The sequence below is a fragment of the Nonomuraea sp. NPDC003727 genome, from assembly GCF_053586935.1.
Genome location: NZ_JBSFNE010000025.1, coordinates 1 through 24,308 on the forward strand (window position 1 = coordinate 1; position 24,308 = coordinate 24,308).

24 protein-coding genes and 2 pseudogenes are annotated in these 24,308 nt (G+C 70.1%); 11 read left to right on the plus strand and 15 right to left on the minus strand.

The genetic code is table 11. The features are described 5' to 3' along the window. Positions 1 to 233 precede the first annotated feature (233 nt). From ACWDLG_RS39140 to ACWDLG_RS39170, 7 genes and pseudogenes are all read left to right on the plus strand, one after another. Positions 234 to 908, plus strand: a pseudogene (locus tag ACWDLG_RS39140) (response regulator transcription factor). 11 nt (positions 909 to 919) lie between these two features. Continuing rightward, on the plus strand, positions 920 to 2,053 hold the full coding sequence (locus ACWDLG_RS39145) for a sensor histidine kinase (RefSeq protein ID WP_449929771.1): 1,134 nt from the start codon (positions 920 to 922) through the stop codon (positions 2,051 to 2,053). A gap of 187 nt (positions 2,054 to 2,240) precedes the next feature. Next, positions 2,241 to 2,393: a hypothetical protein gene (locus ACWDLG_RS39150; protein WP_449929773.1), complete on the plus strand. Its 153-nt coding sequence runs from the start codon at positions 2,241 to 2,243 to the stop codon at positions 2,391 to 2,393. 372 nt (positions 2,394 to 2,765) lie between these two features. Next, positions 2,766 to 2,897, plus strand: a complete 132-nt coding sequence (locus ACWDLG_RS39155) for a hypothetical protein (RefSeq protein ID WP_449929775.1) — start codon at positions 2,766 to 2,768, stop codon at positions 2,895 to 2,897. Next, positions 2,878 to 3,836: pseudogene (locus ACWDLG_RS39160) on the plus strand (Tn3 family transposase). Before ACWDLG_RS39155 ends, ACWDLG_RS39160 begins: the two are co-directional and overlap by 20 nt. Positions 3,837 to 3,890: 54 nt before the next feature. Further along, positions 3,891 to 5,063: a hypothetical protein gene (locus ACWDLG_RS39165; RefSeq protein WP_449929777.1), complete on the plus strand. Its 1,173-nt coding sequence runs from the start codon at positions 3,891 to 3,893 to the stop codon at positions 5,061 to 5,063. Positions 5,064 to 5,177: 114 nt separating this feature from the next. Next, positions 5,178 to 5,786 carry a hypothetical protein gene (locus ACWDLG_RS39170; RefSeq protein ID WP_449929779.1) on the plus strand — a complete coding sequence of 203 codons (609 nt, stop codon included), beginning with the start codon at positions 5,178 to 5,180 and terminating at the stop codon, positions 5,784 to 5,786. Between the two features lie 315 nt (positions 5,787 to 6,101). Here the strand turns inward: ACWDLG_RS39170 and ACWDLG_RS39175 are convergent, their stop codons facing one another. The 7 genes from ACWDLG_RS39175 to ACWDLG_RS39205 all read right to left on the minus strand — a co-directional run bounded on the left by ACWDLG_RS39175 (position 6,102) and on the right by ACWDLG_RS39205 (position 11,261). Continuing rightward, positions 6,102 to 6,572 carry a hypothetical protein gene (locus ACWDLG_RS39175; RefSeq protein WP_449929781.1) on the minus strand — a complete coding sequence of 157 codons (471 nt, stop codon included), beginning with the start codon at positions 6,570 to 6,572 and terminating at the stop codon, positions 6,102 to 6,104. 349 nt (positions 6,573 to 6,921) lie between these two features. After that, complete coding sequence (locus tag ACWDLG_RS39180; protein WP_449929783.1) at positions 6,922 to 7,674, minus strand: hypothetical protein; 753 nt, start codon at positions 7,672 to 7,674, stop codon at positions 6,922 to 6,924. Positions 7,675 to 7,709: 35 nt separating this feature from the next. Then, positions 7,710 to 7,925: a hypothetical protein gene (locus ACWDLG_RS39185; protein ID WP_449929785.1), complete on the minus strand. Its 216-nt coding sequence runs from the start codon at positions 7,923 to 7,925 to the stop codon at positions 7,710 to 7,712. A 291-nt stretch (positions 7,926 to 8,216) separates the two neighbouring features. Next, complete coding sequence (locus tag ACWDLG_RS39190; protein ID WP_449929787.1) at positions 8,217 to 9,206, minus strand: GlxA family transcriptional regulator; 990 nt, start codon at positions 9,204 to 9,206, stop codon at positions 8,217 to 8,219. Between the two features lie 42 nt (positions 9,207 to 9,248). After that, positions 9,249 to 9,839 (minus strand): hypothetical protein, encoded by a 591-nt coding sequence (locus ACWDLG_RS39195; RefSeq protein ID WP_449929789.1) that lies wholly within the window; start codon positions 9,837 to 9,839, stop codon positions 9,249 to 9,251. A 112-nt stretch (positions 9,840 to 9,951) separates the two neighbouring features. Next, the gene (locus tag ACWDLG_RS39200) at positions 9,952 to 10,881 is read right to left on the minus strand and encodes an NAD-dependent epimerase/dehydratase family protein (RefSeq protein WP_449929791.1); all 930 of its coding nucleotides are present in this window, start codon (positions 10,879 to 10,881) and stop codon (positions 9,952 to 9,954) included. Beyond that, entirely contained in the window at positions 10,878 to 11,261 is a 384-nt protein-coding gene (locus ACWDLG_RS39205; protein ID WP_449929793.1) for a hypothetical protein, read from the minus strand. Before ACWDLG_RS39205 ends, ACWDLG_RS39200 begins: the two co-directional genes overlap by 4 nt. A gap of 176 nt (positions 11,262 to 11,437) precedes the next feature. Here ACWDLG_RS39205 and ACWDLG_RS39210 point away from each other — a divergent pair, with 176 nt between their 5' ends. Beyond that, positions 11,438 to 12,061, plus strand: coding sequence for a hypothetical protein (locus ACWDLG_RS39210; RefSeq protein WP_449929794.1), 624 nt, complete (start codon positions 11,438 to 11,440; stop codon positions 12,059 to 12,061). Between the two features lie 527 nt (positions 12,062 to 12,588). Here ACWDLG_RS39210 and ACWDLG_RS39215 read toward each other — a convergent pair. The 4 genes from ACWDLG_RS39215 to ACWDLG_RS39230 all read right to left on the minus strand — a co-directional run bounded on the left by ACWDLG_RS39215 (position 12,589) and on the right by ACWDLG_RS39230 (position 14,577). Next, complete coding sequence (locus tag ACWDLG_RS39215; RefSeq protein WP_449929795.1) at positions 12,589 to 13,065, minus strand: COG4315 family predicted lipoprotein; 477 nt, start codon at positions 13,063 to 13,065, stop codon at positions 12,589 to 12,591. A 144-nt stretch (positions 13,066 to 13,209) separates the two neighbouring features. Next, on the minus strand, positions 13,210 to 13,626 hold the full coding sequence (locus tag ACWDLG_RS39220; protein WP_449929796.1) for a TetR family transcriptional regulator C-terminal domain-containing protein: 417 nt from the start codon (positions 13,624 to 13,626) through the stop codon (positions 13,210 to 13,212). 116 nt (positions 13,627 to 13,742) lie between these two features. Beyond that, entirely contained in the window at positions 13,743 to 14,252 is a 510-nt protein-coding gene (locus ACWDLG_RS39225) for a hypothetical protein (RefSeq protein WP_449929797.1), read from the minus strand. Position 14,253: 1 nt separating this feature from the next. Continuing rightward, a complete protein-coding gene (locus ACWDLG_RS39230) occupies positions 14,254 to 14,577 on the minus strand; it encodes a helix-turn-helix transcriptional regulator (RefSeq protein WP_449929798.1) in 324 nt (107 codons plus the stop codon). Between the two features lie 229 nt (positions 14,578 to 14,806). Here ACWDLG_RS39230 and ACWDLG_RS39235 point away from each other — a divergent pair, with 229 nt between their 5' ends. The 3 genes from ACWDLG_RS39235 (at position 14,807) to ACWDLG_RS39245 (ending at position 17,253) form a co-directional block, all read left to right on the plus strand. Next, positions 14,807 to 15,292 carry a hemerythrin domain-containing protein gene (locus ACWDLG_RS39235; protein WP_354911511.1) on the plus strand — a complete coding sequence of 162 codons (486 nt, stop codon included), beginning with the start codon at positions 14,807 to 14,809 and terminating at the stop codon, positions 15,290 to 15,292. Beyond that, the gene (locus ACWDLG_RS39240) at positions 15,285 to 16,703 is read left to right on the plus strand and encodes a nitronate monooxygenase (RefSeq protein ID WP_449929800.1); all 1,419 of its coding nucleotides are present in this window, start codon (positions 15,285 to 15,287) and stop codon (positions 16,701 to 16,703) included. Before ACWDLG_RS39235 ends, ACWDLG_RS39240 begins: the two co-directional genes overlap by 8 nt. Before the next feature lie 280 nt (positions 16,704 to 16,983). Further along, a complete protein-coding gene (locus tag ACWDLG_RS39245; protein WP_449929802.1) occupies positions 16,984 to 17,253 on the plus strand; it encodes a hypothetical protein in 270 nt (89 codons plus the stop codon). A 339-nt stretch (positions 17,254 to 17,592) separates the two neighbouring features. Here ACWDLG_RS39245 and narI read toward each other — a convergent pair whose 3' ends face one another. From narI to ACWDLG_RS39265, 4 genes are read right to left on the minus strand one after another with little or no spacing between them, the layout of a single operon-like run. Next, on the minus strand, positions 17,593 to 18,282 hold the full coding sequence (narI, locus tag ACWDLG_RS39250) for a respiratory nitrate reductase subunit gamma (RefSeq protein ID WP_449929804.1): 690 nt from the start codon (positions 18,280 to 18,282) through the stop codon (positions 17,593 to 17,595). Further along, positions 18,279 to 18,941, minus strand: coding sequence for a nitrate reductase molybdenum cofactor assembly chaperone (gene narJ, locus ACWDLG_RS39255; protein WP_449929806.1), 663 nt, complete (start codon positions 18,939 to 18,941; stop codon positions 18,279 to 18,281). The genes narI and narJ overlap by 4 nt, the downstream gene beginning before the upstream one ends. Continuing rightward, on the minus strand, positions 18,938 to 20,485 hold the full coding sequence (gene narH, locus ACWDLG_RS39260) for a nitrate reductase subunit beta (RefSeq protein ID WP_449929808.1): 1,548 nt from the start codon (positions 20,483 to 20,485) through the stop codon (positions 18,938 to 18,940). Before narH ends, narJ begins: the two co-directional genes overlap by 4 nt. Further along, the gene (locus ACWDLG_RS39265; RefSeq protein WP_449929810.1) at positions 20,485 to 24,162 is read right to left on the minus strand and encodes a nitrate reductase subunit alpha; all 3,678 of its coding nucleotides are present in this window, start codon (positions 24,160 to 24,162) and stop codon (positions 20,485 to 20,487) included. Before ACWDLG_RS39265 ends, narH begins: the two co-directional genes overlap by 1 nt. Positions 24,163 to 24,308: the final 146 nt, after the last annotated feature.

Consider the following 24,308-nt stretch of genomic DNA (forward strand, 5'->3'; position numbering starts at 1 on the left):
GCCGCCGTGGCGGCCGGCGGCGGCGCGGCGGCGACCAGCGCCACCAATCCGACCAGAATCGTCCTCAGTACACGCATGTGGCCTCCGCCCACAGGACTCCGGGAGTCCGACGGGGCGATGTTCGTGCTGGTTCGCTGTGGTTCATGTCATAAGTTGAGCCAGCGTGGGTGTTGCCGGCGCGTATGCGGTTTTCGATATGCCGACGATATGCGTCGGCTCGTAGCCTCGGGGGCATGCGCGTGTTGATCGTCGAGGACGAGCCCTTCCTGGCAGAAGTCATCCGCGATGGCCTACGTCTGGAAGCGATCGCCGCCGACCTTGCCGGTGACGGTCACACCGCTCTGGAACTGCTGAGCATCAACGCCTACGACATCGCCGTCCTCGACCGCGACATCCCCGGCCCCTCCCGCGACGAGATCGCCGAACGCATCGTCGCCTCCGGCAGCGGCATGCCCATCCTCATGCTCACCACGGCCGACCGGCTCGACGACAAGGCCTCCGGGTTCGATCGGCGCCGACGACTACCTCACCAAGCCCTTCGCGCTCAAGGAACTCGTGCTCCGTCTCAGAGCGCTCGACCGCAGGCGCCCCCACAGCAGGCCACCCGTGCGAGAGATCGCCGGCCTGCGGCTGGACCCGTTCCGCCGCGAGGTCTACCGCGACGGCCGGTACGTCGCGCTCACCGGAGACAGTTCGCCGTGCTCGAAGTCCTCGTCGCGGCCGAAGGCGGTGTCGTGAGCGCCGAAGAACTCTTGGAGCGAGCGTGGGATGAGAACGCCGACCCCTTCACCAACGCCGTCCGCATCACCGTCTCGGCACGGCGCAAACGGCTCGGCGAACCGGGGATCATCGCCGCCGTCGGCGGCGCCGGGTACCGCATCGGCACTCAACCAGACACGCGGACGTGAGGGAGGAGACCGTGGACAGAGCGCCTGGGTTGAGCGTTCGCCTCAAACTCACCCTCAGCTACGCCGGCTTTCTCATGCTCGCAGGTGCCTTGCTGCTCGCCGCCGTGTTGGTCTACTTCCTGCGAGGCCTACCCGATGATGCGGTCTACACCACCGGTGACTTGATGATCGACCGCTCCGCCATCATGCGTTCGTTCACTCCGGTCGCGGCCATCGTGTCGGCGTTCCTGCTGGTGTTCGGTCTCCTGGGAGGATGGATTCTCGCCGGCCGGATGCTCGCCCCCCTGACCCGCATCACGGACGCTACACGCATGGCCGCGAACGGGTCACTTTCCCACCGGATCCAGTTGGAAGGCCGCAAAGACGAGTTCCGCGAACTCGCCGACGCCTTCGACGCCATGCTCGTACGGCTTGAAGCACACGTCGCCGAACAGCGGAGATTCGCAGCCAACGCCTCGCACGAACTGCGCACGCCGCTGGCGATCTCGCAGTCACTTCTCGACGTGGCCCGCAATGATCCGACACACGACCATGGCGAACTCGTCGACCGCCTTCACGCCGTCAACGCTCGAGCGATCGACCTCACTGAGGCGCTACTCGCGCTCAGCCGCGCCGGCCAGAGGTCCTTCACCCGAGAACCTGTCGACCTGTCCCTACTCGTGGAAGAGGCCACCGAAACACTGCTCCCGCTCGCCGAGAAACGCGGTGTCACCATCGATACCTCCGGTGACATCACCCCGGCTGTCGGGTCGCAGGCGCTCCTGCTGCAGATGACGACGAACCTTGTGCACAACGCCATCGTGCACAACCTGCCCGAACAGGGCACTGTTTGGGTCAAGACCAGCGTCCGCCCCGAGACCGTGGTACTCACTGTCGAGAACACCGGCGAGAAACTCTCCCCGCGGCTGGTCTCGACACTCACCGAACCGTTTCAGCGCGGCACCGAACGAATACGCAACGACCACGCAGGCGTCGGCCTCGGCCTGGCGATCGTCAAGAGCATCACCCAAGCACACGACGGATCCCTCACCATCGTCCCGCGCCCTGCGGGCGGACTCCGTATCGTCGTTCAACTGCCTACCCCCCACCACCACATACCGCCAAACAGTCAGGTACCGCAAACCTGGTCACGTACGGCCACATAACCGGATTAGCCGAGAGAACTCCGCAACCGCGTAGCCTGACGGCCCCGATAAGAAACCCTTCCAAGATTTCACGTCGTCGCGTCCTCGTCGCCGTCGTCCGGCGCGGCTCGCGGCCGGTCGAGCAGGATGATCCCGGACGTGGTGAGGGCGTCCGGCTCGCCTGCCGCGCGGGGTCGGAGGCGGGGCGATGCTCTGGAGCGTCTCCGCCGGCTCGATGCTCATCGCGCCCCTGGCCGAGGTCGCCCCGCGCGGCAGATGGCGGACGGCAGGCAGGCCGCCGGTGGCGCCGCTGCCCACGGCAGTGATCAGCGTCGACCGGGTCCGGTCGATCTGGTCATGACCGGCTCGACCGGAAGCCGTCGATCAGCCCGAGCACCGCCGCATGAGCATGCTCTTCTCCCAGCAGTCACCGAAGTCGTAGCGGTAGCCGAGCCCGTCGCCTGCCTCGGGCGCGAGTTCGGCGTGGTTGTGGCCTTGGCATCGCGCGGCGGGGGTGGTTCGCGGCGATCCACGAGCGCCTGCCTCAGCGAGCGCTGCTGGACATCCTCACGCGCACCGCCTACCTGCTGAGATGGCACCGCCACTTCGGACCGGCTTCGGGCTCTGATCCCAAGATCCGCGACGCGACGGGCCGCTATGTGCTGACCGCCTTCTCCCACGGCACCCTGTTGGCCCCACCCAGGTCGCCGCGCACATGCGGGGCCAGGTCAGCGTGCACGAGCTGAGCCTGGCGGGCAACAAGCACACCACCGCCAGCAAAATCGACGCCGCGTCGGTCGATGTCATCAACGCCCTCAACCAGCTCGACGTCGCCGGCGTCCGGGGTGACGGGAAGCTGGGGTGACGGGAAGACGGTCGCGGCCGACGGCTCCCAGATCGGCACCTGGGAGGACAACCTGCTGGCCGAGACCTCCATCCGCTACGGCGGCCATGGCGGCATCGCCTACCGGCTCGTCTCCAACACCTACATCGCGCTGTTCTCCCGCTTCATCGCCTGCGGGGTGTGGCAGGCGGTCTACTTGATCGATGGGCTGCTGAAGAACGCCTCCGACATCCAGCCCGCCACTGTCCCTTCGGTCTCGGCGCCCTGCTCGGGTTCGACCTGCTGTCAAGCATCCGCAACTGGCATGACCTGGTCTTCTACCGGCCGGATGAGCAGGTCCACTACCAGCACATCGACTCCCTGTTCGGGGCGGAGGCGGTCGACTGGAAGCTGGCCGAGACCCACTGGAGCGACCTGCTGGGAACCGCGATCTCGATCCGCGAGAACAAGCTGTCATCGGTGACGCTTCTGCGCCGCCTGGGCGACCACTCCCGCAAGAACCGCCTGTATCGCGCCTTCCGCGAGCTCGGCCGCGCCATCCGCACCATCACCCTGCTGCGCTACCTGTCCGAGCCGGCCCTGCGCGAGCAGATCGCCGCCATCACCAACCGCACCGAGCCCTTCCACGGTTTCGCCGACTGGCTCATGTTCGGCGGCAAGCTGATCAGCCACAACGACCCCGACCACCACGAGAAGGTCGTCAAGTTCACGAGCTGCTCGCCAACTGCGTCATCTACTCCAATACTCCAACGCCTGCGACCTCACCGACGCCGCCAACGCCCTGGCCGCCGAAGGCCATCCGGTCGACCTGGACGACCTGGCCACCATCTCGCCCTACATCACCCACACCATCCGCCGGTTCGGCAATCGGACCCTCAACCTCAGCCCGCCGACCAGGCACCCGCCAACCGGCTGGACCTGGAACCGCGTGTCCTGTTCGGAGCTTCACCCGCCCCCTGACAACGGCAAAAATGCACTCGCTCGATCCACCGGGGGCCCGCTAGTGTCGCGCCGATGAGCACCGTTTCTCTGCCTCTGCTCTGGCTGTCGGGGCCTACGGGTGTCGGGAAGTCCACTGTTGGCTGGGAGGTGTTTGCGCAGCTGAGTCGCGCCGGCGTCAAGACGGCGTTTGTCGACGCTGACCAGATCAGCCTGTGCTACCCCATGCCAGAGGGCGTGACGCATCGCCTCCGCGCGCGGAATCTGGCTGCGATGTGGCCGAACTTCCGGCAGGAAGGGGTGCAATGTCTGGTCCTTGCTGGCTTCGTTGACACTGCCGAGGAGGTTCGTGAGTACACCGTCCTTCTTCCCGAGGCCACGTTCACCGTGTGCCGGCTGCGCGTCGATAGCGCTGAGCTCAAGGAACGGTTCCTCGCGCGGGGATGGCGTCCGGATCTGGTAGAGGAGGCGGTCGTTGAAGCGGAAACCCTGGAACGCAGCGACTACGCCGACGTGTGCGTGGATACGGGCGGCTTAGTGGTGTCAGAGGCGGCCCGGCTGGTCTGTGAGCGTGTGGGGGGATGGCCGGGTATCCTCCCCGCCGCGACGTTCCACAGTGTCGTCGACCCGCAGCACCCCCCGACCTCGGTGGATGCCGCACCCGTTTCCGTGCCGGTACCCGTGCTGTGGCTGTGCGGTGCTACGGCGGTTGGGAAGTCGACGGTCGGCTACGAGATTTTCATGCAGGTCTACCGGACCGGCGTGCGTGCCGCCTATGTCGATGTGAAGCAGATCGGGGCGCTGCGTCCCGTCGCGGACGACGACGTGGACAGCCATCGCCTCAAGGCCCGCAACCTTGCGGCCATCTGGGCGGGATATCGTGCGGCGGGTGCCCAGTGCCTGATCGTCTCCGGGGAAGCCGACTCCGACGACATTGTCCGCGGCTACGCCGAGTCGCTGCCCGGAACCGCCTTGACCGTGTGCCGCTTGCATGCGGGGCCAGAAACGCTGGCTGAGCGCGTCGCGCAGCGTGGCCGGGGAGGCGGGCCGGCCCTACCGGGTGATGAGCTGAAAGGGCTGAACTCGGACACCCTGCACCGTATCGCCGAACGAGCGGCGTTCGAGGCCAAGGTGCTCGACAGCGCCGGGGCAGGTGATCTGCGCGTTGACACCGACGGTCGGTCGGTGAAAGCGGTGGCCGCGGACGTACGGGCTCGCGGCGACAACTGGCCGAATCTCTTCCCCTGAACGCAGTCCTCTCGAGCAGGGTCAGCCGCCACGGACAGCGAAATCCCCAGTCTGACGGCTGAGGAGAGCCCATACCGATCACGGTAGCCGGGCGCACTCCCGCACAACGATGCGTTGGAAGGTACGTTCGCGGGCACGCCGTTCGCCATGCGGCTGCGCTACACCCGCACCTGGGTGCATACCGACGAGCACGGCCCACGCCAGCCCGGCATAACGTCACTCCCGCCTGCGCTATCATTCATGATCGTGTCGATGTGGTTGCACCTGGCGAAGATCGATGTCGAGCTGCTGGAATCCGTTCGGGCGAACCCCGACCTGATCGGCGCGATCTTCTTCGACGACGGGCAGGCGCCCGTCGGCTTCCATCATGAAGCCGATATGTTCGGAGATGACTACCGAACCCTCGATGCCGTCGCACAGAGCAGAGCCGAGGCCGAGCATGAGAGTGCGCAGTGGCGGGAGTGTTATCCCTGGCTCGCGGCGGCGACCGGCGAGACCGGCGAGAACGACGTGGAGGGCTACGAGTTCGACTACGGCCCGGCGTTCGTCCTCGATCCCGGCCAGGTGACGGCGATCGCGCAGGGCCTGATGGGCGAGGGATGGGGATTCGGCGCCGCTCGACGGGACGCGGCGGACGGCGCTTATGAGGGGTTCGAGGACCTCGGGCCGTTCTACGCGGCGGCGGCACGAGAGGGCAAGGCCATCGTGGGCGGGGTGAGCTGACCCGCTACCGTAGCCACCGCACCGCTTCCGACGGGCTTTGCACCAGAGCCAAAACCTGTGGCCGTGCCTTGCTGGGCGCCCGCAAGGTGCCGACCATGGTGGAGAAGACATCCGGAGGGCGCGCCCACGCCGATGATGAACGTCGGCCAGGGGCCGCTCATCTGACCGTAAGCGGCGGCCGCCACCAGCGCGCCCAGCAGGCATGAGCGCCCAGCACGAAGGTCCGCGCCCAGAACCGCTCCCGTTCCTCGGGTTCTCCGGGCCTTACATGCAGGAGGGCGTGCGCGCGCTGCGCGAGAAGCGGCCGCCGAGCTTCTAGCTGCGGAAACAGCCCTCACGGGCGTAGACGCAGGTGCCGCCGCCGCAGGGCAGGTCGGCGTTCCAGGCGTCGTCGTAGGAGACCGTGCGGTGCCGCTTGATCGCGCTCGACTTCACCACGGCCTGGTGGTGCCCCGGCGGCACCAGGCCCTCGAAGTGCTTCACGAAGTTGCCGAGGATGTTCCTGTAGTAGATCCGGTGCCGGGCCCAGAGGTTGCTCGACGAGCTCTGCGGGGTGCAGTTGGCGACGTAGCTCTCGGCGATGCTCTGTTTGAAGCCGCCGAAGTCGAACGTGCTGTACGACTTGGCCGGCAGGCCTGGCACGCCGTCATCGTGCCAGAGCGTCCAGCCGAAGGGCGACCAGGTGCAGGTCGACGTGCCGGAGCGGACCGCGCTCGCCGGGGCGGTCAGGCCGTCCGCCGCGACCGGCTCGCTGGTGATCCTGCGCCGCTGCAACTCGGCGATCACGGCGCCGGACCGCCTAAAGCCGGATGTGCAGACGACTACGGTGATGAAGCCAAGGCGTCACTGTATGGACGACTCCGCCAATGCCTGCCCGCCAAATCAAAACAACAGCGCGAGCGCCGGACCGGGCTGTCCTTTCGACGAGCTCAACCATGTACGGCACGCCTCGGCCTTCAAACCACCGATCCTGATATTTGCTGACACGGACGACACGGGGGTGCCGATCGGGCCAGCGCTGGAGCTCGCCAGAGCCCGGCCCGATCTCGTCACCCTAGTCCAGACCTGCGGCGGAGGGCACGTGGGTCAGGGAGTGTGAATCCGGCCGCCTACGAGAAGGCGTTGGAGGAGTTCGTCAGGCGACCTTGGACTCCGGCGCCTTCCAGGTGTTGCACGCGCCCGGAGTGCCCTTGGTGTAGCCCTGCGTGAACCAGTAGAGGTCGTTGGCGCTGAGCTTGTCCTTGCTGAAGCGGTCGCGCCAGTCCTTATCCTCCGGCGTGGGCTCCTCGGCCTTCAGCGTGGCCTTCCAGTTCTTCGACTTTCCACCCAGGGCCTTGAGCGTCACGCCGGACAGGCACAGCCGCTGCATGTCGAAGCGACGCCCCTGCTCCTCCAGCTGCTTCTCATCGGCGTCGTTCGGCATGCCCCAGTAGGCCACACCGATGCCCGTCTGGCCCATGACCACGCCGCTCCAGGCCTGGGCGACCTGGGTGAGGATCGGCAGGTCGTCCTTGGCGCTGATCCAGTCGGCGCCGAGCTGGATCTGGAGCTGGGTGTAGCAGCTGGTGACGAACGAGCCGGTGATCTCTATGCCGTTGGAGCAGGAGCCCTTGTCGTGAGTGGCCTTGATATCGGTCTTGACCGGCTTGAAGTCGGGGATGAACGGCCCCCAGGCGTCGTTCAGGCAGCCGACGAGGGTGTTCAGATATTTGGTGGTCGAGGACTTCGTCGTGCCTTTGCTCAGCTTGCAGCTGATCTTGGGGAGCTTGCCCTTCTTGTACAGGGCGTTGTGGGTCAGCTCGGGGACGCCCTTGACCGGGTAGGCGGCTGCCGCACCGGAGAACGCCATCAGTCCGGCCGCCGTGGCAGCCAGCACGCGGATCATCATGAAGCGGGATGTTAGGGGCGAAAGCTTGGCACGGTCTACACAGATGAGGAGACCTTCGAGCTGGGCACCCTCCAGGTGTTGCAGGCGCCGGGGCCGCCCGCCTGGTAGCCTCGCGCGAACCAGCGGCGTTCGTCGCCCTTCGGACTCGTCTTCAGCAGGCGGCCGAGCGCCTTGTTCGAGGCGCCTGCCATGCAGACTCTCTGCAGGAAGTAACGGCGGTCGAGCTCCTTCTGGTCGGTGTGGTCGTCCATGTCGAAGAACGCTCTCTGGATGCCGGTTCGATGTCGACCGAGGTCTTCTTCGTTCCCCAGACCCTGTCCAGGCAGGCGACTCAGAAGTCGGGCTTGGCGGCTGGCCGGCCGCCGTTGCCGGCGGATTTCTGCTGGGCGTTCCGAGGCTGCTGTTCAACCAGGCCGTCGCCGTGTTGCCGATGGGCGAGACAGCTCTGCTGTTCAACCTGATCCCCGTGCTGGCCGGACCACCTGGAGCGGGTGCGGGCCCGCCTGTGGGACGGGTGAGCGCGCCTGCCGTACCGGCGATGCTCAGGACGGGGTGTGCCGGCCCGTCAGGCTGCGTGAATGGGCTGTCCGGTAGTGCGAGGGCGGGATGCCGTACCGGCCGACGAAGGCCTGACGCAGTGACTCCGCCGAGCCGAATCCACACCGTGCGGCCACGACCGGCATCGGCAGCGACGTCTCGGCCAGGAGGTGGGCGGCCGCCTCGATCCTGGTACGGCGGACGAACTGCCCGGGCGCCTGGCCCAGGTGCTCCATGAACAGGCGCGTCAGATGCCGCACGCTGACGTTCGCGACGGCCGCCAGCGCGGCCGTGCTGAGATCGCCGCCCAGGTCGGCGTGCACGTGGTCGACGACCCGCCTGACCACGTCGTGGTCGGGCGGCGGCGCCTCGGTGAAGATGCTCATCTGCGCCTGGTTGCCCGGCCGCTGCAGGTAGGTCACCAGCTCACGGGCCAGCAGCCGGGCCAGGCCGGCCCCGTGATCCTCCTCGACCAGCGCCAGCGTCAGGTCCAGCGCGCTGGTGATGCCCGCCGACGTGGCCACGGTGCCGTCCCTGATGTAGATCGGCGCGGGGTCCACGACGGCCTTCGGGCTGCGCTCGGCGAGGTCGCGCGCGAAACGCCAGTGCGTGGTGACGCGCTTGCCGTCCAGCAGCCCGGCGGCCGCCAGGATGCTCGCGCCGGTGCAGACCGAAGCGGTGCGCCGGCTCACGCCCGCCAACCGGCGCACGTGGCCCACGATCACCGGGTTCGCGGCGGCGCGGGTGTGCCCCCAGCCGCCGGAGACGAACAGCGTGTCGAGCGGCCCGGTCACCTTCTCCAGTGCCTGCTGGGCGTTCAGCGTCAAGCCCGTGGCGCAGTCGACGGGACGGGCGCCCGGGCTGACCACCACCGTCCGGTACGGCTCCCGTAACGAGCCGATCACGTTCGCCATCGCCAACGTGGTGGTGACGCAGGCGATGTCGAGCAACTCGGCATCCTCGTAGGCCACCACCGCCATCGGACGTTCCCGCATGAGATCACCCTAGGTCGACCCGCCGGCCTCCCGGCATCACCCTCACAGGAGGATCAGGATGCCCACGCCCAGCGTGAGGTCGAGCACGCCGCACCACTCGGCGAGTGACCTGCTCACGACGGCGTTCGCCCGCCAGTGGTGCCAGTCCCATACGGCGTGCGCGATCAGGGCGCCGGCCACCAGGTATCCCGCCGAGCCCGGCACCACGTATTCGGCCGTCACCGCCAGCGCGCCGAAGGCGAGCATGGCCGGCACCTGCCATCCGGCGGGCGGCGCGCCGCGGAACCGGCCGGCCAGCAGAGACCCCACGGCGAGCACGAGCGCGGTGCCGACCAGCACCGGCCACGGATCGCCGTCGAGGACCCGGAACCCGAACAGGACCGCGACCAGCACGCCGAGAGCCGGCCACGCGACGCCGCGCCTGCCGGCCAGCGCGCAGGCCTGGTAGACCATCGCCGACAGCAGGACGACCACCGCGAGCTCGCGGCCGTCCTTCAGGTCTGCGAGGTTCACGGCGGCGAAGGCCAGGGCGAACCAGGTCGGCCAGCGCGCGGCCAGGGCCCTCCCCACCTGGCCGAGACGGGACAGCGGGTGCGTGCCGTTGCCGGCTGATACCGGAGCAGGACGAGTCATGGGTCCACGGTGCCCCGGCGCGCGGCCCCGGCCGCCGATCCGGACGGGCACATGTCCGAAAACCTGGGATGCCGGTCTTTCCGGCAGGGGAACCTTCCTGCCGGGGCCCGTCTCACGGCCTACGGCAGGTCGGCAGTCCCTCGCGGTAGGTCGGGTAGGCGGGCGTCCACCCCAGCTCACGCTTGGCCCGCTCCGAGGAGATCCTGATGCGGGTGCCGGCCATCAGCGCGTGCATGTAAGGGGTCGCCCTCAGCATCCACGCGGGCAGCCGCATCGGCGCCGCCGCGCCCGCGACCTCGGCCAGCGCGCCGACATACGTGTCGAAGGCCACCGGCTCGTCATCGGCGATGTTGTACGGCCGGCCCGCCGTACCCCGCTCCAGCGCGGCGACGGCGGCCGAGGCCGCGTCCCCGATGTGGATCAGCGAGACGACCCCCGCGGGGCGGACGGCCGGCAGCAGGCGCTTCCTGGCCATGTCCATGAGCGTCCAGGTGGAGACCTCCGGGCCGTAGAACATGCCGTAGCGCAGCGCCACGCCCTCGATGCCCGGGGTGGAGAAGGTCTGTTCCTCGTTGGCGCGCATCGAGCGCATGTGCACGTCGAAGCCCCTGCCCTGGCCGGGCTCGGCGAACGGGCGGTCCTCGGTGACGGGCTCCTCGCCGTGGTCGCGGTAGCCGTACCCGAGGAAGAACGACTGGGTGACGAAACGGTGCGCGCCGACCTTCCGGGCGGCCCGCAGCAGGTGGGCCGTGCCCTGGTCGCGCAGCCGGTCGGTGGCGTGCAGGTTCCGGTGGAACATCGGCATGCCGGTGATGGCCGTGGCCTGGTGGATGACCGCGTCGGCCCGCAGCCCGCCGACCGCGGCCAGGAGCGCGTCGCCGTCCATCAGGTCGGCCACGACGGGCGTGGCTCCGGCGGCGACGAGCCTGGTCGCGCCGCGGGCGGACCTGGTGATGCCGAGCACGTCGTGGCCGGCCTCGCGAAGCTGGGCGACCAGCGCGGTGCCGAGGGTGCCGGTGGCGCCGGCGAGCAGCACTCTCATGCCTGACCCCCCTTGCGCAGCGCGCGCAGGCGCGCGACGAGCGCGATCCCGGCCAGGGCCGAGAAGAGCGCCAGGACCCACCAGTCGGAGGGACGGCCACCGCCGAGCTTCAGGTCCAGCGCGTGGTTGACGGCGTGGAAGGAGTTGGCGACGACGAACCCGGTGAGCACCACGGCGATGACGTCCCGCCACCACAGGGCGGCAAGCATCATGACGCCGATGCCCATCTGGAACACCCCGGCGTCATGCAGGAAGTGCACGTGGTTGGGCCAGTTGGCCCAGGCGGCGAAACCGGCCGGGTCGATGCGCATCCATATGCCGGTGACGAGCATCGTCGCCGCCGAGACGACGATGGCGATCCTGATGAAGAGATCTCGCACGATGGTTCCTCTCGTTGGGCTTCCACGAACAGGACGGGCCGGACGAGAGCGGCTGTGACACGACATGCCGGTGATGTGGATCACAGATCACCAGGACCTGCGCTGAACGGATATCTATGCACAAACTGGGCACGGGTCGGGGTGGGGGAGACGCCATGACAATGCGGGGAGGAATCATGACCGATACCCAGACTCGCCCGTCTGAGGCGCGCCCGTCCGGCGAGCTCACGCTCGACCTGCCGCTGCTCACCATCCAGGTCCGCCGGCCGGCGCTGCGGATGCCGGCCATGCCGCACATCGAGCTGCCGCATCTGGAGCTGCCCAGCCGCCAGGAGGTCGGTCATGCCGTGGATGTCGCCCGGACGTTCCTGCCTCCGCCCGAGCGCATCGCCTACTACGGCGCGCTGGGCGCGCTCGCGGCGTTCGGCGTGCTCGAGTGGCCGGTGGCGGCCGCGATCGGCGCCGGAACGATGATCGCGCAGCGCAGGCGCGAGGAGCGGGACCGCGAGGTGAAGGCGTTGCCGCCCACCGCGACGAGCACCGCCGACACCACCGCGCCGAAGACCACCGTGCCGAGGACCGCAGCACCGAAGACCACGGTGCCGAAGACCGCAGCACCGAAGACCACCACGGCGAAGGCCACGACGGCGAAGTCGGACACAGGAAAGGCCGACACAGGGATGTCGGACACGGAGAAGGCCGAGGCGGCGAAGGCGAGCACGGCGAAGACCACCGCCGCGCGGGGTTCCGCCAAGCGGAGGGCCGCCTCCACCGGCTCTCGGGCGCGCTCGGGCGGGTGAGGCCGGCCTCCTCCAGGCCGCGGAGTCGCCGGTCGCGCGTCGCCCAAGCCCCCCTGACTCTTACCGGGACGGCGCTGCTTCCCGGCACCCGAGCCCATGCGGTTGGACCGCTACGCGCAGCTGGGACATCGCGTCGCGCACGCGGTCCGGCCGAGCCAGGCCTAGCCGATGACGAGCCCGGGGACGGCCGCTCTGCCGTACGCCGGCAGCGGGTCGGTGTCGATGCCCGCGTCCCCCTGCGAGAGCGGCGTGGGCCGTCCCCTCTGGCAGGACCCCACCTGCGGCCCGGCGGTGCCCTTCCGCACGTCGGCGCGAACGGCCGGCGAGTCCCGGCGGGAAGCCGGCGGCGCTCGGCCGCGGTCGTCCTCGTCGCGACGAGCGTCCGGACGACGTTCGGTCTGCACGACAACCGGCTCGAGTTCAGCCACATCGGTGACGGGATCGAGCGGGTCGGCATCAGGGTCGGCCTGAGCGAGGCCGTCGTGGACCGCGGCGCGGGCCGGCAGCGCCCCGTCATCGGCGTGCGGTCAGTGCGCCTTCTCGCCCTTGGCGTTGAGGGCGTACCACTCGGCGCCGAACGCCTCCTTGTCGTGCCCGTACACGTCGCCGGGCTTCTTGTCGTCGTGGTAGCGGTAGAGCGGCCACTTGCCGTAGACGACCTGGGTGCCGTCGTCGGTACGGTCGGCGGTCTTGAGCAGGTCGGCCTTGGCGCCTTCCGCGGCCTTGGGCTCGCCGTTGGTCAGGTAGGGCGGCCACTCCTTGGCGCACGCGTCGTAGCAGGTGGGCTTGCCGTCCTTGTCCTTCTCGAACATGTAGAGCGTCATGCCCTTGTCGTCGACAAGGATCTTGCCGATGCTCGACGACGCGACGCGGACCGCGGCCGGTTGCATGGGCGTGGCCACGGCCGGGTGGACCGCGACCTGCTCGGAGGTGCGTTGCTCGGCTGTGCCGCCGCAGCCCGCGATCACGAGGAGGGCGGCAGCCGGCACGAGTAGTTTCCTCATGGAAGCACAACGTAACCGGTCGCCCGCCGGTTCAGCCGGACGGCTCCGGCGGGCGGCCGTAAAGCTCTGGCGCGGGAATGGTCAACGCCGCGGGCGGGCGGTGCCGCGCCAGGCGGCCATGGATCGGGGTGAGACGTGCCGGTCTCACCGGGAGAAGAGCCGGTCGAGATGGGCGGTGAGCAGGTCCACGGCCGTCTGACCGGCGTACTGCCCGGCCAGCACGCTGGACTGCAGTCCGGTGATCAGCGCCAGGAGGATGGCGGCCGCCGTGTGCGGGTCCTCGCCCGCGGTGACCTGGCCCGCCTCGTGGGCCTGCCGGATCCGTTCCGCCACGAAGTCCCGGAGCGCGTTGGCGTAGGTCAGCCCCTCCGGCGCGAGTTCGGGCTGCGTGAGCGTGAGGACGTAGTGCGCCTGATAGGCCAGCACGATCCGGCGGCCCTCCTCATCGGTCGGGATCAGGGCGCTCAGCCCGCCGTACAGGAACGCGCGGGTGGTGTCGTCCGTTGTCGCGGTGGGTGTGCACAGGACCGCGTCGAACGCCTGCGGAACAGGTGTGTCCATGGTCGCGCTCGCGTGATCGGATGCGTTCCAGCGACGCCACCGCAGGGTCGGACGAGCGCAGGTCCGTCAAGGTGACGGCAGCGTCGAGCCGGCGTCGGCGAGGGCCAGGCGTCCCGTCACGTTCGTCTGACCATGACGTAGAGCAGCAGGACGGCCAGGGCCACCAGGGCGGCGCCCAGGAACAGCGCGAACAGCCGTCTCCTGGCCGGCTCGGCGCCTGGGGACGCCCGCTTCGACAGGCGCGCCTGCCTGGCCGCCAGGGCGTCCTCCCAGTCTGCGAGCGTGTCGCGGTCGGTGAACCTGCGGATGATCAGCAACAGGAACGGCAACGCCACGCCCGCCATGGCCATGGCGGCGCCGGGCACCCATCTGGACGTGGTCATCGTCAGCCGGATCCCGCCGACGACCAGGACGACCGCGAGTCCGAGCGCCACGGCCGAGCGGCGGGTCAGGTTCATCGCCACCGCGGCCTTGACGGCCCCGAACGCCACGGACAGTGCGCTGATCCCCAGCTCCGCCGCCCCCTCACCGTCGGCGAGCCACTGCTCGAGGTAGCGCTCGCGCCGCGCCTTCCCGGGCAGGATGGCCGCGGCTGTGACGATGATGCCCCGGCTCAGCGCGTCCACCTCAGACGCCCGGCTGCGGCTGAGGCAAGCTCTGGCCGATCGGCCGGCGCGCGGTCGCGTACGTGGCGACGACGCGACGCGCGGCGGGCAGGGCGTCCCCCGTCAGCCGGTAGAGGCGACGGCGGGGCCCTTCCCGCGCGGAGTCCGGCTCCCAGGTGGAGACCACCCATCCGCTGCGCTCCAGCCGGTCGAGTACGAGGTAGACGGTGCCCGGGGCCCGACCTGACGCCTTGGCGATCTCCAGCCCCCAGCGTGCGTCCAGGTCGGCCATCAGGGCCTCGACCACGTCCGCGGTAGCCGGTGTGATCCTCGACAGAGGCTGCATGATCGCCACTCTATTTCCCGTGTGGGGGATGTGGACGTGGCCGGGCTCCGCTCTTCCCGGTGCCGGGGCCGTCCTCGATCACCGACAGGACCGTCGCCTCGATCTCGTCAGCGTCGGCCGTCAAGGACCCCGGACCCGGATGATTAGGGACCTTTGTCCCTGGAGTGTCGACTGCACCGGTGGTGGACTCAGGAACCGTCCACTGCCTGGAGATTCGAAGGGCGACACCGTGTCGATCACCGATTACTTCACCCATAGTTTCCGCGCCGAGCACCGCCGGCTCCGCGATCTGTTGCTGTCGCTGGTGGACGCCTTCCGGTCCGGGGACGCGGCTCGGGTCAGGACCTTGGTGTCGTGCGTGTCGGCCGCGGCGGGGCCGTCCTTCCGCTACGAGGAGGAGGCCATGTATCCGGGCCTGGTCCCCATCGTCGGCCGGGAGCACGTGGCCAAGCTGTTCACCGACCACGACGGCGCCATCCGGGAGCTACGCGAGCTGAACGACGTGTCCCGAGCCGCCGAACTGGACACCGAGCGGGGCATCAGGCTCACGCGGGCGCTGCTGCGGCACGTCAGCGACTCCGACGGGCTGGCGCTCATGGCGGAGGTCATGCCGGAGGACGACGTGGTGCACATCCTGGCGTCCCGTGACGCCGTGGTCGAACGCGACCTCGACGTGCTGGCGTGGGCGGACCAGGTGCGGGGTCGGCGTGTCTGAGCCGCGGCCGGTCCTCATCCAGGGCGGGATGGGCGTCGGCGTGTCCGGATGGCGGCTGGCCCGGGCCGTGGCGCGGACCGGGCAGCTGGGTGTGGTCTCGGGGACCGCCCTGGACGCCACGCTGGCCAGGCGGTTGCAGCTCGGTGACCCGGGCGGCCACGTGCGTCGGGCGCTGGCCGCGTTCCCGGTGCCCGAGATCGCCGATCGGGTCCTCGGCCGCTACTTCGTCCCGGGCGGTTCGGGCGCCGGCGTGCCGTACCGGCCCATCCCGCGGCTCGGGCTGCGCGGCAACCGGTCGCGGGACGAGCTGACCGTGGTGGCGAACTACGTGGAGGTCCTGCTGGCCAAGGAGGGGCACGACGGTCAGGTCGGGATCAACTACCTGGAGAAGATCCAGCTGGCCACGCCCGCGGCCGTCTACGGCGCGATGCTCGCCGGTGTGGACCACGTCCTGATGGGCGCGGGGATTCCCGCGGAGATCCCGGGTCTCCTCGACGCTCTCGCGGCACATCGGCCGGCCGGGATCTCGGTGACCGTGGCGGGCGCGGAGGACACGCGGCACTCGGTGGGTCTCGACCCGGAACGGCTGCTCGGCCGCGGCCTTCCCGCGCTCCGGCGTCCCCGGCTGCTCGCGATCGTCTCCTCGCACGTCCTGGCCGCCTACCTGGCGCGGTCACCGCGGACCCGGCCGGACGGCTTCGTGCTGGAGTCGGCCGTGGCGGGCGGGCACAGCGCGCCACCCCGAGGGCCGATGCGGCTCGACGCGGCCGGCGAGCCCGTGTACGGCCCGCGCGACGAGGCCGACACCGCCAAGGTCGCCGCGCTGGGCCTGCCGTTCTGGCTGGCCGGCGGGTACGGCACGCCGGACGGGCTGGCGCGGGCGCGGGCGGCGGGAGCCGCCGGGGTCCAGGTGGGTTCGGCCTTCGCGCTCTGCCGCGAGTCGGGCCTCGACCCGAACCTGCGGCGCCTGCTGCTGCGCCGCATCGCCGAGGGCGACCTGACGGTGCGCAACGACCCAAGAGCCTCGCCGACCGGCTTCCCGTTCAAGGTCGCCGACCTGCCGGGCACCCTGTCCGACCCGGACGTCCATGCCGCCCGGCCGCGGCTGTGCGACCTGGGCTACCTCCGCGTGCCGTACACCAGGCCCGATGGCGCCGTCGGCTACCGCTGCCCGGCCGAGCCGGTCGAGACCTACGTCCGCAAGGGACGGCCTGAGCAGGAGGCGGCCGACCGGCGGTGCCTGTGCAACGGCCTGCTGGCCGCCATCGGCCTGGGCCAGCAGCGCGCCGACGGCTACGTCGAGCCCGCGCTGGTGACCCTCGGCCAGGACGTCGGCTTCCTGGACGGCCTGCCCGCGGATCATTCGGCCGCGGACGTGGTGGACCGCATCCTGCTGGAAGTGTCGGCATGACGGCCCCCGCCGTCTCCCCTTCGGCCACGCCCGCGCTGACGGCCGGGAACCTGGCCCGGCTCCATCACGCGGGTGCCGCGGCGATCTCGCTCAGCCTCGACGGCGCCACACCGCGGCGGCACGACGACTTCCGCGGCTACGACGGCGTGTTCCTCCGCACGATGTCGGCCTGCGCAGCTCGGCGGGAAGGGTCGGGCTCATCGGGGAGCGGCGTGTCCGCCGTCCGCCGATCGACGTCGACGCCGGTCGCGGCTTCGTGTTCGTCTCCCACACCGGGACCGTGCATCCGTCGGGTTTCCTTCCCCTGCCGGCGGGCGACGTGCGGGAGCGGCCGCCGGCCGACATCTACCGGACGTCGCCGCTCTTCCTCGCGCTGCGCGATCCGAGCCGGCTGACGGGACGCTGTGGTGCCTGCGAGTTCAGGCTGATCTGCGGCGGTTCCCGGTCACGCGCCTACGCGTCGGGAGGTGACGTGTTCGGCGAGGAGCCGTGGTGCTCCTACCAGCCGGGCAGCTTCCCCTACCAGGACGATCTGCGACATCACGGTTGACGGACCCGATGCGGCCGGATGCCCGCCCCGACGGCTGATCCAGCCTGGGCGGGCGTTTCGTCGTTCACCTCGGCCGCTGCCCAGCCGGCCGGCATCCCGGCTCCTCCGGCTTCCCCCGGGGAGCGTCTCGACGGCCGGTCGGAGCCGATCCAGAGCACCCACCCTGTCCGGCACCGGACGACACCGTCCGGACCTGCGCCTGGAAGGGCCGGTGGAGCGGCCTGCGGAATCTGCGGGACCGGGCCGAGCGGCTGGGAGGGCGCTTCACCGTCGAACCACGCCAGGACGGCGGCACCCTCCTGCGCCGGCAGGTCTCTCTGACGAGAGCCTGAAGCGGACCTACGACCGCGCGGGCCTGGTCAGGCGGCGGCGATAGACGACGTACGGCCGCCACAGATAGGCCACGGGCGCCGACCACACGTGCACCAGCCGGGTGAACGGCCACATCGCGATGAACACCCACGCGGCCAGGGCGTGCAGCTGGTACACCAACGGCACGCCGGCCATGATCTCCGAGTCGGGCCGGAACGTCAGGATGCCCCTGAACCACACGGCCACGGTGGCGCGGTAGTCGTACCCGCCGCCGAGCAGGTTGCGCCCCACCGTCTCGGCCATGCCCAGCACGATGACCACCGCGAACGCGGCGAACATGGCCTTGTCCATCCGCGTGGTGGTGCGCCGTACCCGGGGGTTCACGAACCGGCGCGCCAGCAGCAGGCCCAGGCCCGCCATGACCATCACCCCGGCGACCGTCCCCGCGGCGATCGACACCACGTGGTAGAGATGCTCGGAGACGCCGACCGCCTCGGTCCAGCTCTTGGGCACCAGCAGGCCCACGACGTGCCCGCCGATGACGGCGAACATGCCCAGGTGGAACAGCGGCGAGCCGAGCCGCAACAACCTGCTCTCCAGCACCTGGGTGGTGCGGGTGGTCCAGCCGAACTGGTCGGTGCGCCAGCGCCAGACGTGGCCGACGACGAAGACCGTGACGGCGACGTAGGGGATGACGACCCAGAGCGCGACGCTCACGGCCGCACCTCCGTTCCGGTGAGGTACTCGGGTGGGGCGAAGGGGGCCAGGCCGACCTCCTCGTCGGGCGGTCCGGCCAGGGCGAGGTCGGCGACGGCGGACCGCTCGGCCGCCGTCAGGCCGGGCAGGGCCGCGCAGAGCGCGTCCATCACCAGCGCGTACGGCGAAGCCGCCTCGTGCAGCGCCGTGCGGATCAGCTCGAGGCCCTTGCGGTGCTGGCGCAGCGGCGCTTCACCGGTCGAGGGTCCGGCCAGGGCGGCGAACTCGCACACCAGGGGTAGGAAGTCGGGCAGCTCGTCGTCGGGCGGGGTGAGCCCGGAGACGCGGTAGCGCTGCTTGAGCGTCAGCAGGGCCATGCCGCGGCGGCGGGTGTCGCCGTGCAGGTAGTAGGTGAGGTAGAGGCTGGACCTGCGGCGCAGGTCGAAGGTCTCGACGTAGGCGCGTGCCAGGGCTGCCGGGTCGGCCTCGCCGTACCAGGTCGTGAACTCGGCGAGCGCCTCGCGTGAGGGGGAGGGCGGGAGCGCGGTGACGGCCTGCCGCAGGTCGGCGCGGGCGGCGAGCAACTGCTCGTCGGGGTACTGCAGGAGCAGCGAGACCAGCCGCAGCAGCGTCGCGCGGTCCTGGGCGACCGGCGCCGGGCGGCGTGACAGCAGTTTCACGTGGGTTCCTTCCTGACGAAGAGCTTGAGCGCCATGCGCCCGTCGGAGCGGCGGCCGGTCACGCCGGTGGGGTGGAAGTCGTTCATGCCAGGCCCGCCCTCGACGTCGAGGCTGCAGCCGTCGGCCTGGGCCGACAGGGCGGCGGCGTCCTCGCGGTGGGCGGCGGGCACCACGTAGCGATCGTCGTACTTGGCGATGGCCAGCAGCCGGTACATCTCCTCCATCTCGGCCGCGGTCATGCCGGTGGCCTCCAGCAGGTCGGTGGCGACGGTGCCGTCGAGGGTGCGGTCGCGCATGTAGGCGCGCATGGCCGACAGCTTCATCAGCACCCCGGCCACGACCTCGGTGTCCCCGGCGGAGAACAGGCCGGCCAGGTACTCCAGGGGGATGCGCAGGTCGGTGATGGCGTGGAAGACGTTGTCGGGGTCGTCGGCGTCGGCTCCCATCCCGGTCACGGCGTCGAGCACGGGCGACAGCGGCGGGATGTACCAGACCATGGGCAGCGTCCGGTACTCCGGGTGGAGGGGCAGCGCCACGCGGTACCGCATGGCCAGCTCGTAGATGGGCGAGCGCTGCGCGGCGGCGATCCAGTCCTCGCTCATCCCCGAGGCCCGGGCGGCCGCGATCACGTCGGGGTCGTGGGGGTCGAGGAAGACCCGGCGCTGGGCCTCCAGCAGGTCCTTCGGGTCGGGGACGCCGGCCGCCTCCAGGACGGCGTCGGCGTCGTAGAGGATCAGGCCGATGTAGCGCAGCCGTCCGACGCAGGTCTCGGCGCACACGGTCGGCTGGCCGGCCTCGATCCGGGGGAAGCAGAAGGTGCACTTCTCGGCCTTGCCGGTCTTGTGGTTGACGTAGACCTTCTTGTAGGGGCAGGACGAGACGCACATGCGCCAGCCGCGGCAGCGGTCCTGGTCCACCAGGACGATGCCGTCCTCCTCCCGCTTGTACATCGCGCCCGACGGGCAGGCGGACACGCAGGCCGGATTCAGGCAGTGCTCGCAGATGCGCGGCAGGTGGAACATGAAGGTCCTGTCGAACTCCATCTTCACCCGCTCGGTCATGGCGGCGAGGTTGGGGTCGGCCGGGGCGTGCTCGGGGGCCCCGCCGAGGTCGTCCTCCCAGTTGGCGCCCCACGTGATGGCCATGTCCTGCCCGGTGACGGCGGACTTGGGGCGGATCACCGGGGTGTGCGGCCCGGCGGGGGCGTTGACGAGGGTGTCGTAGTCGTAGGTGGCCGGCTCGTAGTAGTCGTCCAGGCTCGGCAGGTCGGGGTTGGCGAACAGGTTGACGAGCCGCCTGATCCGGCCGCCGGCGCGCAGTTCGAGCCGTCCGCGGCGGTCGAGCCGCCAGCCGCCCTTCCAGCGGTCCTGGTCCTCGTACCGCTTGGGGTAGCCGACGCCGGGCTTGGTCTCGACGTTGTTGAACCAGACGTACTCCACGCCGTCGCGGTTGGTCCAGGTCTGCTTGCAGGTGACGGAGCAGGTGTGGCAGCCGATGCACTTGTCCAGGTTCATCACCATGGCCACCTGGGTGAGGACGCGCATCAGTAGGTCACCTCCTGGCCGCGGCGGCGGATCACTGTGATCTCGTCACGCTGGTTGCCGGTCGGGCCGTAGTAGTTGAAGGCGTAGGTGAACTGGGCGTAGCCGCCGATGAGGTGGCTGGGCTTGAGCAGCAGGCGGGTCAGCGAGTTGTGGACGCCGCCGCGCCGTCCCGACTTCTCCGTCAGCGGCACGTTCACGTTGCGGTCCTTGGCGTGGTACATGTACACGGTCCCGGTGGGCATGCGGTGGGAGACGACGGCGCGGGCGACGACCACGCCGTTGCGGTTGTAGGCCTCGATCCAGTCGTTGTCCGCGACGCCGATCGCCGCGGCGTCGGCCACGCTCATCCAGATGGTGGGCCCGCCGCGCGAGAGCGCCAGCATGTAGGCGTTGTCCTGGTATTCGGAGTGGATGGACCACTTGGAGTGCGGGGTCAGGTAGCGGACGGTGACCTCGGCCGCGCCGCCGTCGCCCTGCTCGCCGTAGTGGCGGTGCATGTTGAGCGGCGGGCGGTAGGCGGGCAGCTGCTCGCCCAGCTCGGTGATCCAGTCGTGGTCGAGGAAGAACTGCTGACGTCCGGTGAGGGTGTGCCAGGGCTTGTCGCGCTCGACGTTGACGACGAAGGCCGAGTAGCGGCGCCCGCCGGTCTCCGAACCCGACCATTCGGGGGAGGTGATGACCGGCTGCGGGCGCGACCGGGTGTCGGCGAAGGTGATCCGCTTGCCCTCGTGCTCGGCCGCCAGGTCGGCCAGCCGCGTGCCGGTGCGCCGCTCCAGCGTCTCGAAGCCCTGCGTGGCGAGCCGGCCGTTGGTGGTGCCCGACAGGGCGAGGATCGCCTCGCACAGCCGCTCGGCCGTGGCCAGCGAGATCCGCCCCTCCGGGGTGACGCCGTTCTGGCTGCGCAGGTAGGTCAGTTCGGGGTCGACCCGGTAGGTGATGCCCTTGGTCGTCAGGCCCAGCTCGGCGAACAGCGGCCCCACGGACCGCACCCGCTGGGCCACGGTCGCGTAGTCGCGCTCGACCGTGACGATCTTCGGCATCGTCCGCCCGGGGACCGGCTCGCACTCGCCGTACTTCCAGTCACGCACCCGCCCGCCCGGCTGGGCCAGCTCGTCCGGGGTGTCGTGCGTCAGGGGTACGGCAAGCACGTCGGTGCGCCGCCCGAGGTGCCCGGCGGCCAGCTCGGAGAAGCGGTCGGCCAGCGTCAGGAAGGCGTCGTAGTCGCTGCGGGTCTGCCACGGCGGCGCGATCGCGGGGTTGAAGGCGTGGATGAAGGGGTGCATGTCCGTGGTGGACAGGTCGTGCTTCTCGTACCACGTCGCCGCGGGCAGCACCACGTCCGCGAACAGCGCGGTCGAGGTCATCCGGAAGTCGATCGTGGTGAGCAGGTCGAGCTTGCCCTCGGTGGCCTCCTGCCGCCAGGTCACCTCGGCGGGCCGCAGGCCCTCCGGGGTCTCCTCGTTGCGGGTCTCGGCGTCGGTGCCGAGCAGGTGCCGCAGGAAGTACTCGTTGCCCTTGCCCGAGGAGCCGAGCAGGTTGGCCCGCCACACCGTCAGCACGCGCGGGAAGTTGGCCGGATCATCCGGGTCCTCGGCGGCGAACCGCAGCCGGCCCGCCTTCAGCTCGTTGACCACGTACTCGGCCACCGGCAGACCGGCCGCCGCGGCCTCGTCGGCCAGCTCGAGCGGGTTGCGGTTGAACGTGGGGTGCGAGGGCAGCCAGCCCAGCCGCGCCGCCTGGGCGTTGCAGTCGGCGAAGGACCTGCCGGCGAACATCCCCGACCCCAGCGGGCTGGCCAGCTCGTCGGCCTTGATGCGCTCGTAGCGCCACTGGTCGGTGGCCAGGTACCAGAACGCCGTGCCGGCCATGTGCCGGGTCGGCCGCTGCCAGTCGAAGGCGAAGGCCAGGTGCTGGAAGCCCGTCACCGGGCGCACCTTCTCCTGGCCGACGTAGTGCGCCCAGCCGCCGCCGTTGACTCCCTGGCAGCCGGTCAGCAGCACCAGCGTGAGGAAGGACCGGTAGATCTGGTCGGAATGGAACCAGTGGTTGGTCCCCGCGCCCATCGCGATCATGGACCGGCCGTCCGTGCGCTCGGCGTTGCGGGCGAACTCCCTGGCGATCCTGGCGATCGTGGCGGCGGGGACCGAGGTGATCTCCTCCGCCCAGGCGGGAGTGTACGGCTGGGCCGCGTCCTCGTAGGACTCCGGCCATTCGCCCGGCAGGTCGCGCGCCACGCCGTACTGGGCCATGAGCAGGTCGAAGACGGTGGTGACCAGCAGGCCGCCGACCTCGGTCGCCGGCACGCCGCGGCGCATCACCGAGCCGCCCTCGGTGGCGCCCTCGTCGAAGCGGGGCAGGTCCACCGGCACCGCCTGGGTGCTGCGATCGATCAGGCTCAACACCGGCTGCTTGCCGTCCAGGGCGAGGTTCCAGCGGCCCTCGCCCTCCTGGCCCCACCGGAAGCCCAGCGAGCCGTTCGGCACGACGGTCTCACCGGTCTCGTCGTCGAGGAAGACGGTCTTGAACTCGGCGTTCTCGCTCTGCTCGCCCAGGTCGGCGGCGGTGAGGAAGCGGCGTGGCACGTACGCGTGGCCGCGGCGCTCCAGCGTCACCAGGAACGGCAGGTCGGTGTACTTGCGGACGTAGTCGGTGAAGTACGGCACCTGCCGGTCACGGAAGAACTCGGTCAGCACCACGTGCCCCATGGCCATGGCCAGCGCCCCGTCGGTGCCGGGGTGCGGGGCCAGCCAGTCGTCGGCGAACTTGACGTTGTCGGCGTAGTCGGGACTGACCGCGACCACCTTGGTGCCCTGATAGCGCGCCTCTGTCATGAAGTGGGCGTCCGGGGTGCGGGTGACCGGGATGTTGGACCCCCACATGATCAGGTAGCGGGTGTTCCACCAGTCCGCCGCTTCGGGAACGTCTGTCTGGTCGCCCCAGACCTGCGGGGAGGCGATGGGCAGGTCGGCGTACCAGTCGTAGAACGACAGCAGCGTCCCGCCGATCATGGACAGGAACCGCGTGCCGGCCGCGAACGACGCCATGGACATGGCCGGGATCGGCGAGAAGCCGGCCACGCGGTCGGGGCCGTACTCCTTGATGGTGTGCACGTGGGCGGCGGCCATCAGCTCGAGCACTTCGTCCCAGGTGGAGCGGATGAAGCCGCCCTTGCCTCTGGCCCGCTTGTAGGCGCGCGCCCGGTCCGGGTCGCCGGTCAGCTCGGCCCACGCCAGCACGGGGTCGCCGAGCCTGGCCTTGGCCTCGCGCCACATCTCCAGCAGCACCCCGCGCACGTAGGGGTAGCGCACGCGCGAGGGCGAATAGGTGTACCAGGAGAACGACGCGCCACGGGGGCAACCGCGCGGCTCGTACTCCGGCGAGTCCGGCCCCACCGACGGGTAGTCGGTCGCCTGGTGCTCCCAGGTGATCAACCCGTCCTTGACGAACACGTTCCACGAGCACGAGCCGGTGCAGTTCACGCCATGCGTGGACCGCACCACCTTGTCGTGGGCCCAGCGGTCGCGGTAGAAGCGGTCCCACGCGCTGGGGTCTATCTGGTGCAGGGTGCGCCCGTCGGCCGACACCTCGGCCTTGGTGAAGAACGTGCGGGCGGCCAGCAACGGCCCCATGCCGGGGACGCTGCCGATACGAGGTAGGCCATCGGGCTTTGTGGTCATGGATCATCCTCATCGCGAAGAGCAACAGGCATGCTCAAGGGTTCCGGTGATCGGTGACATGACGGCAGGGACCAAAGTCCCTTTCCGCACGTCCGATCGGCCTGACGCGGGTCGAGCTGGCGGCGGTGGTGCGGAATGTCACCTGA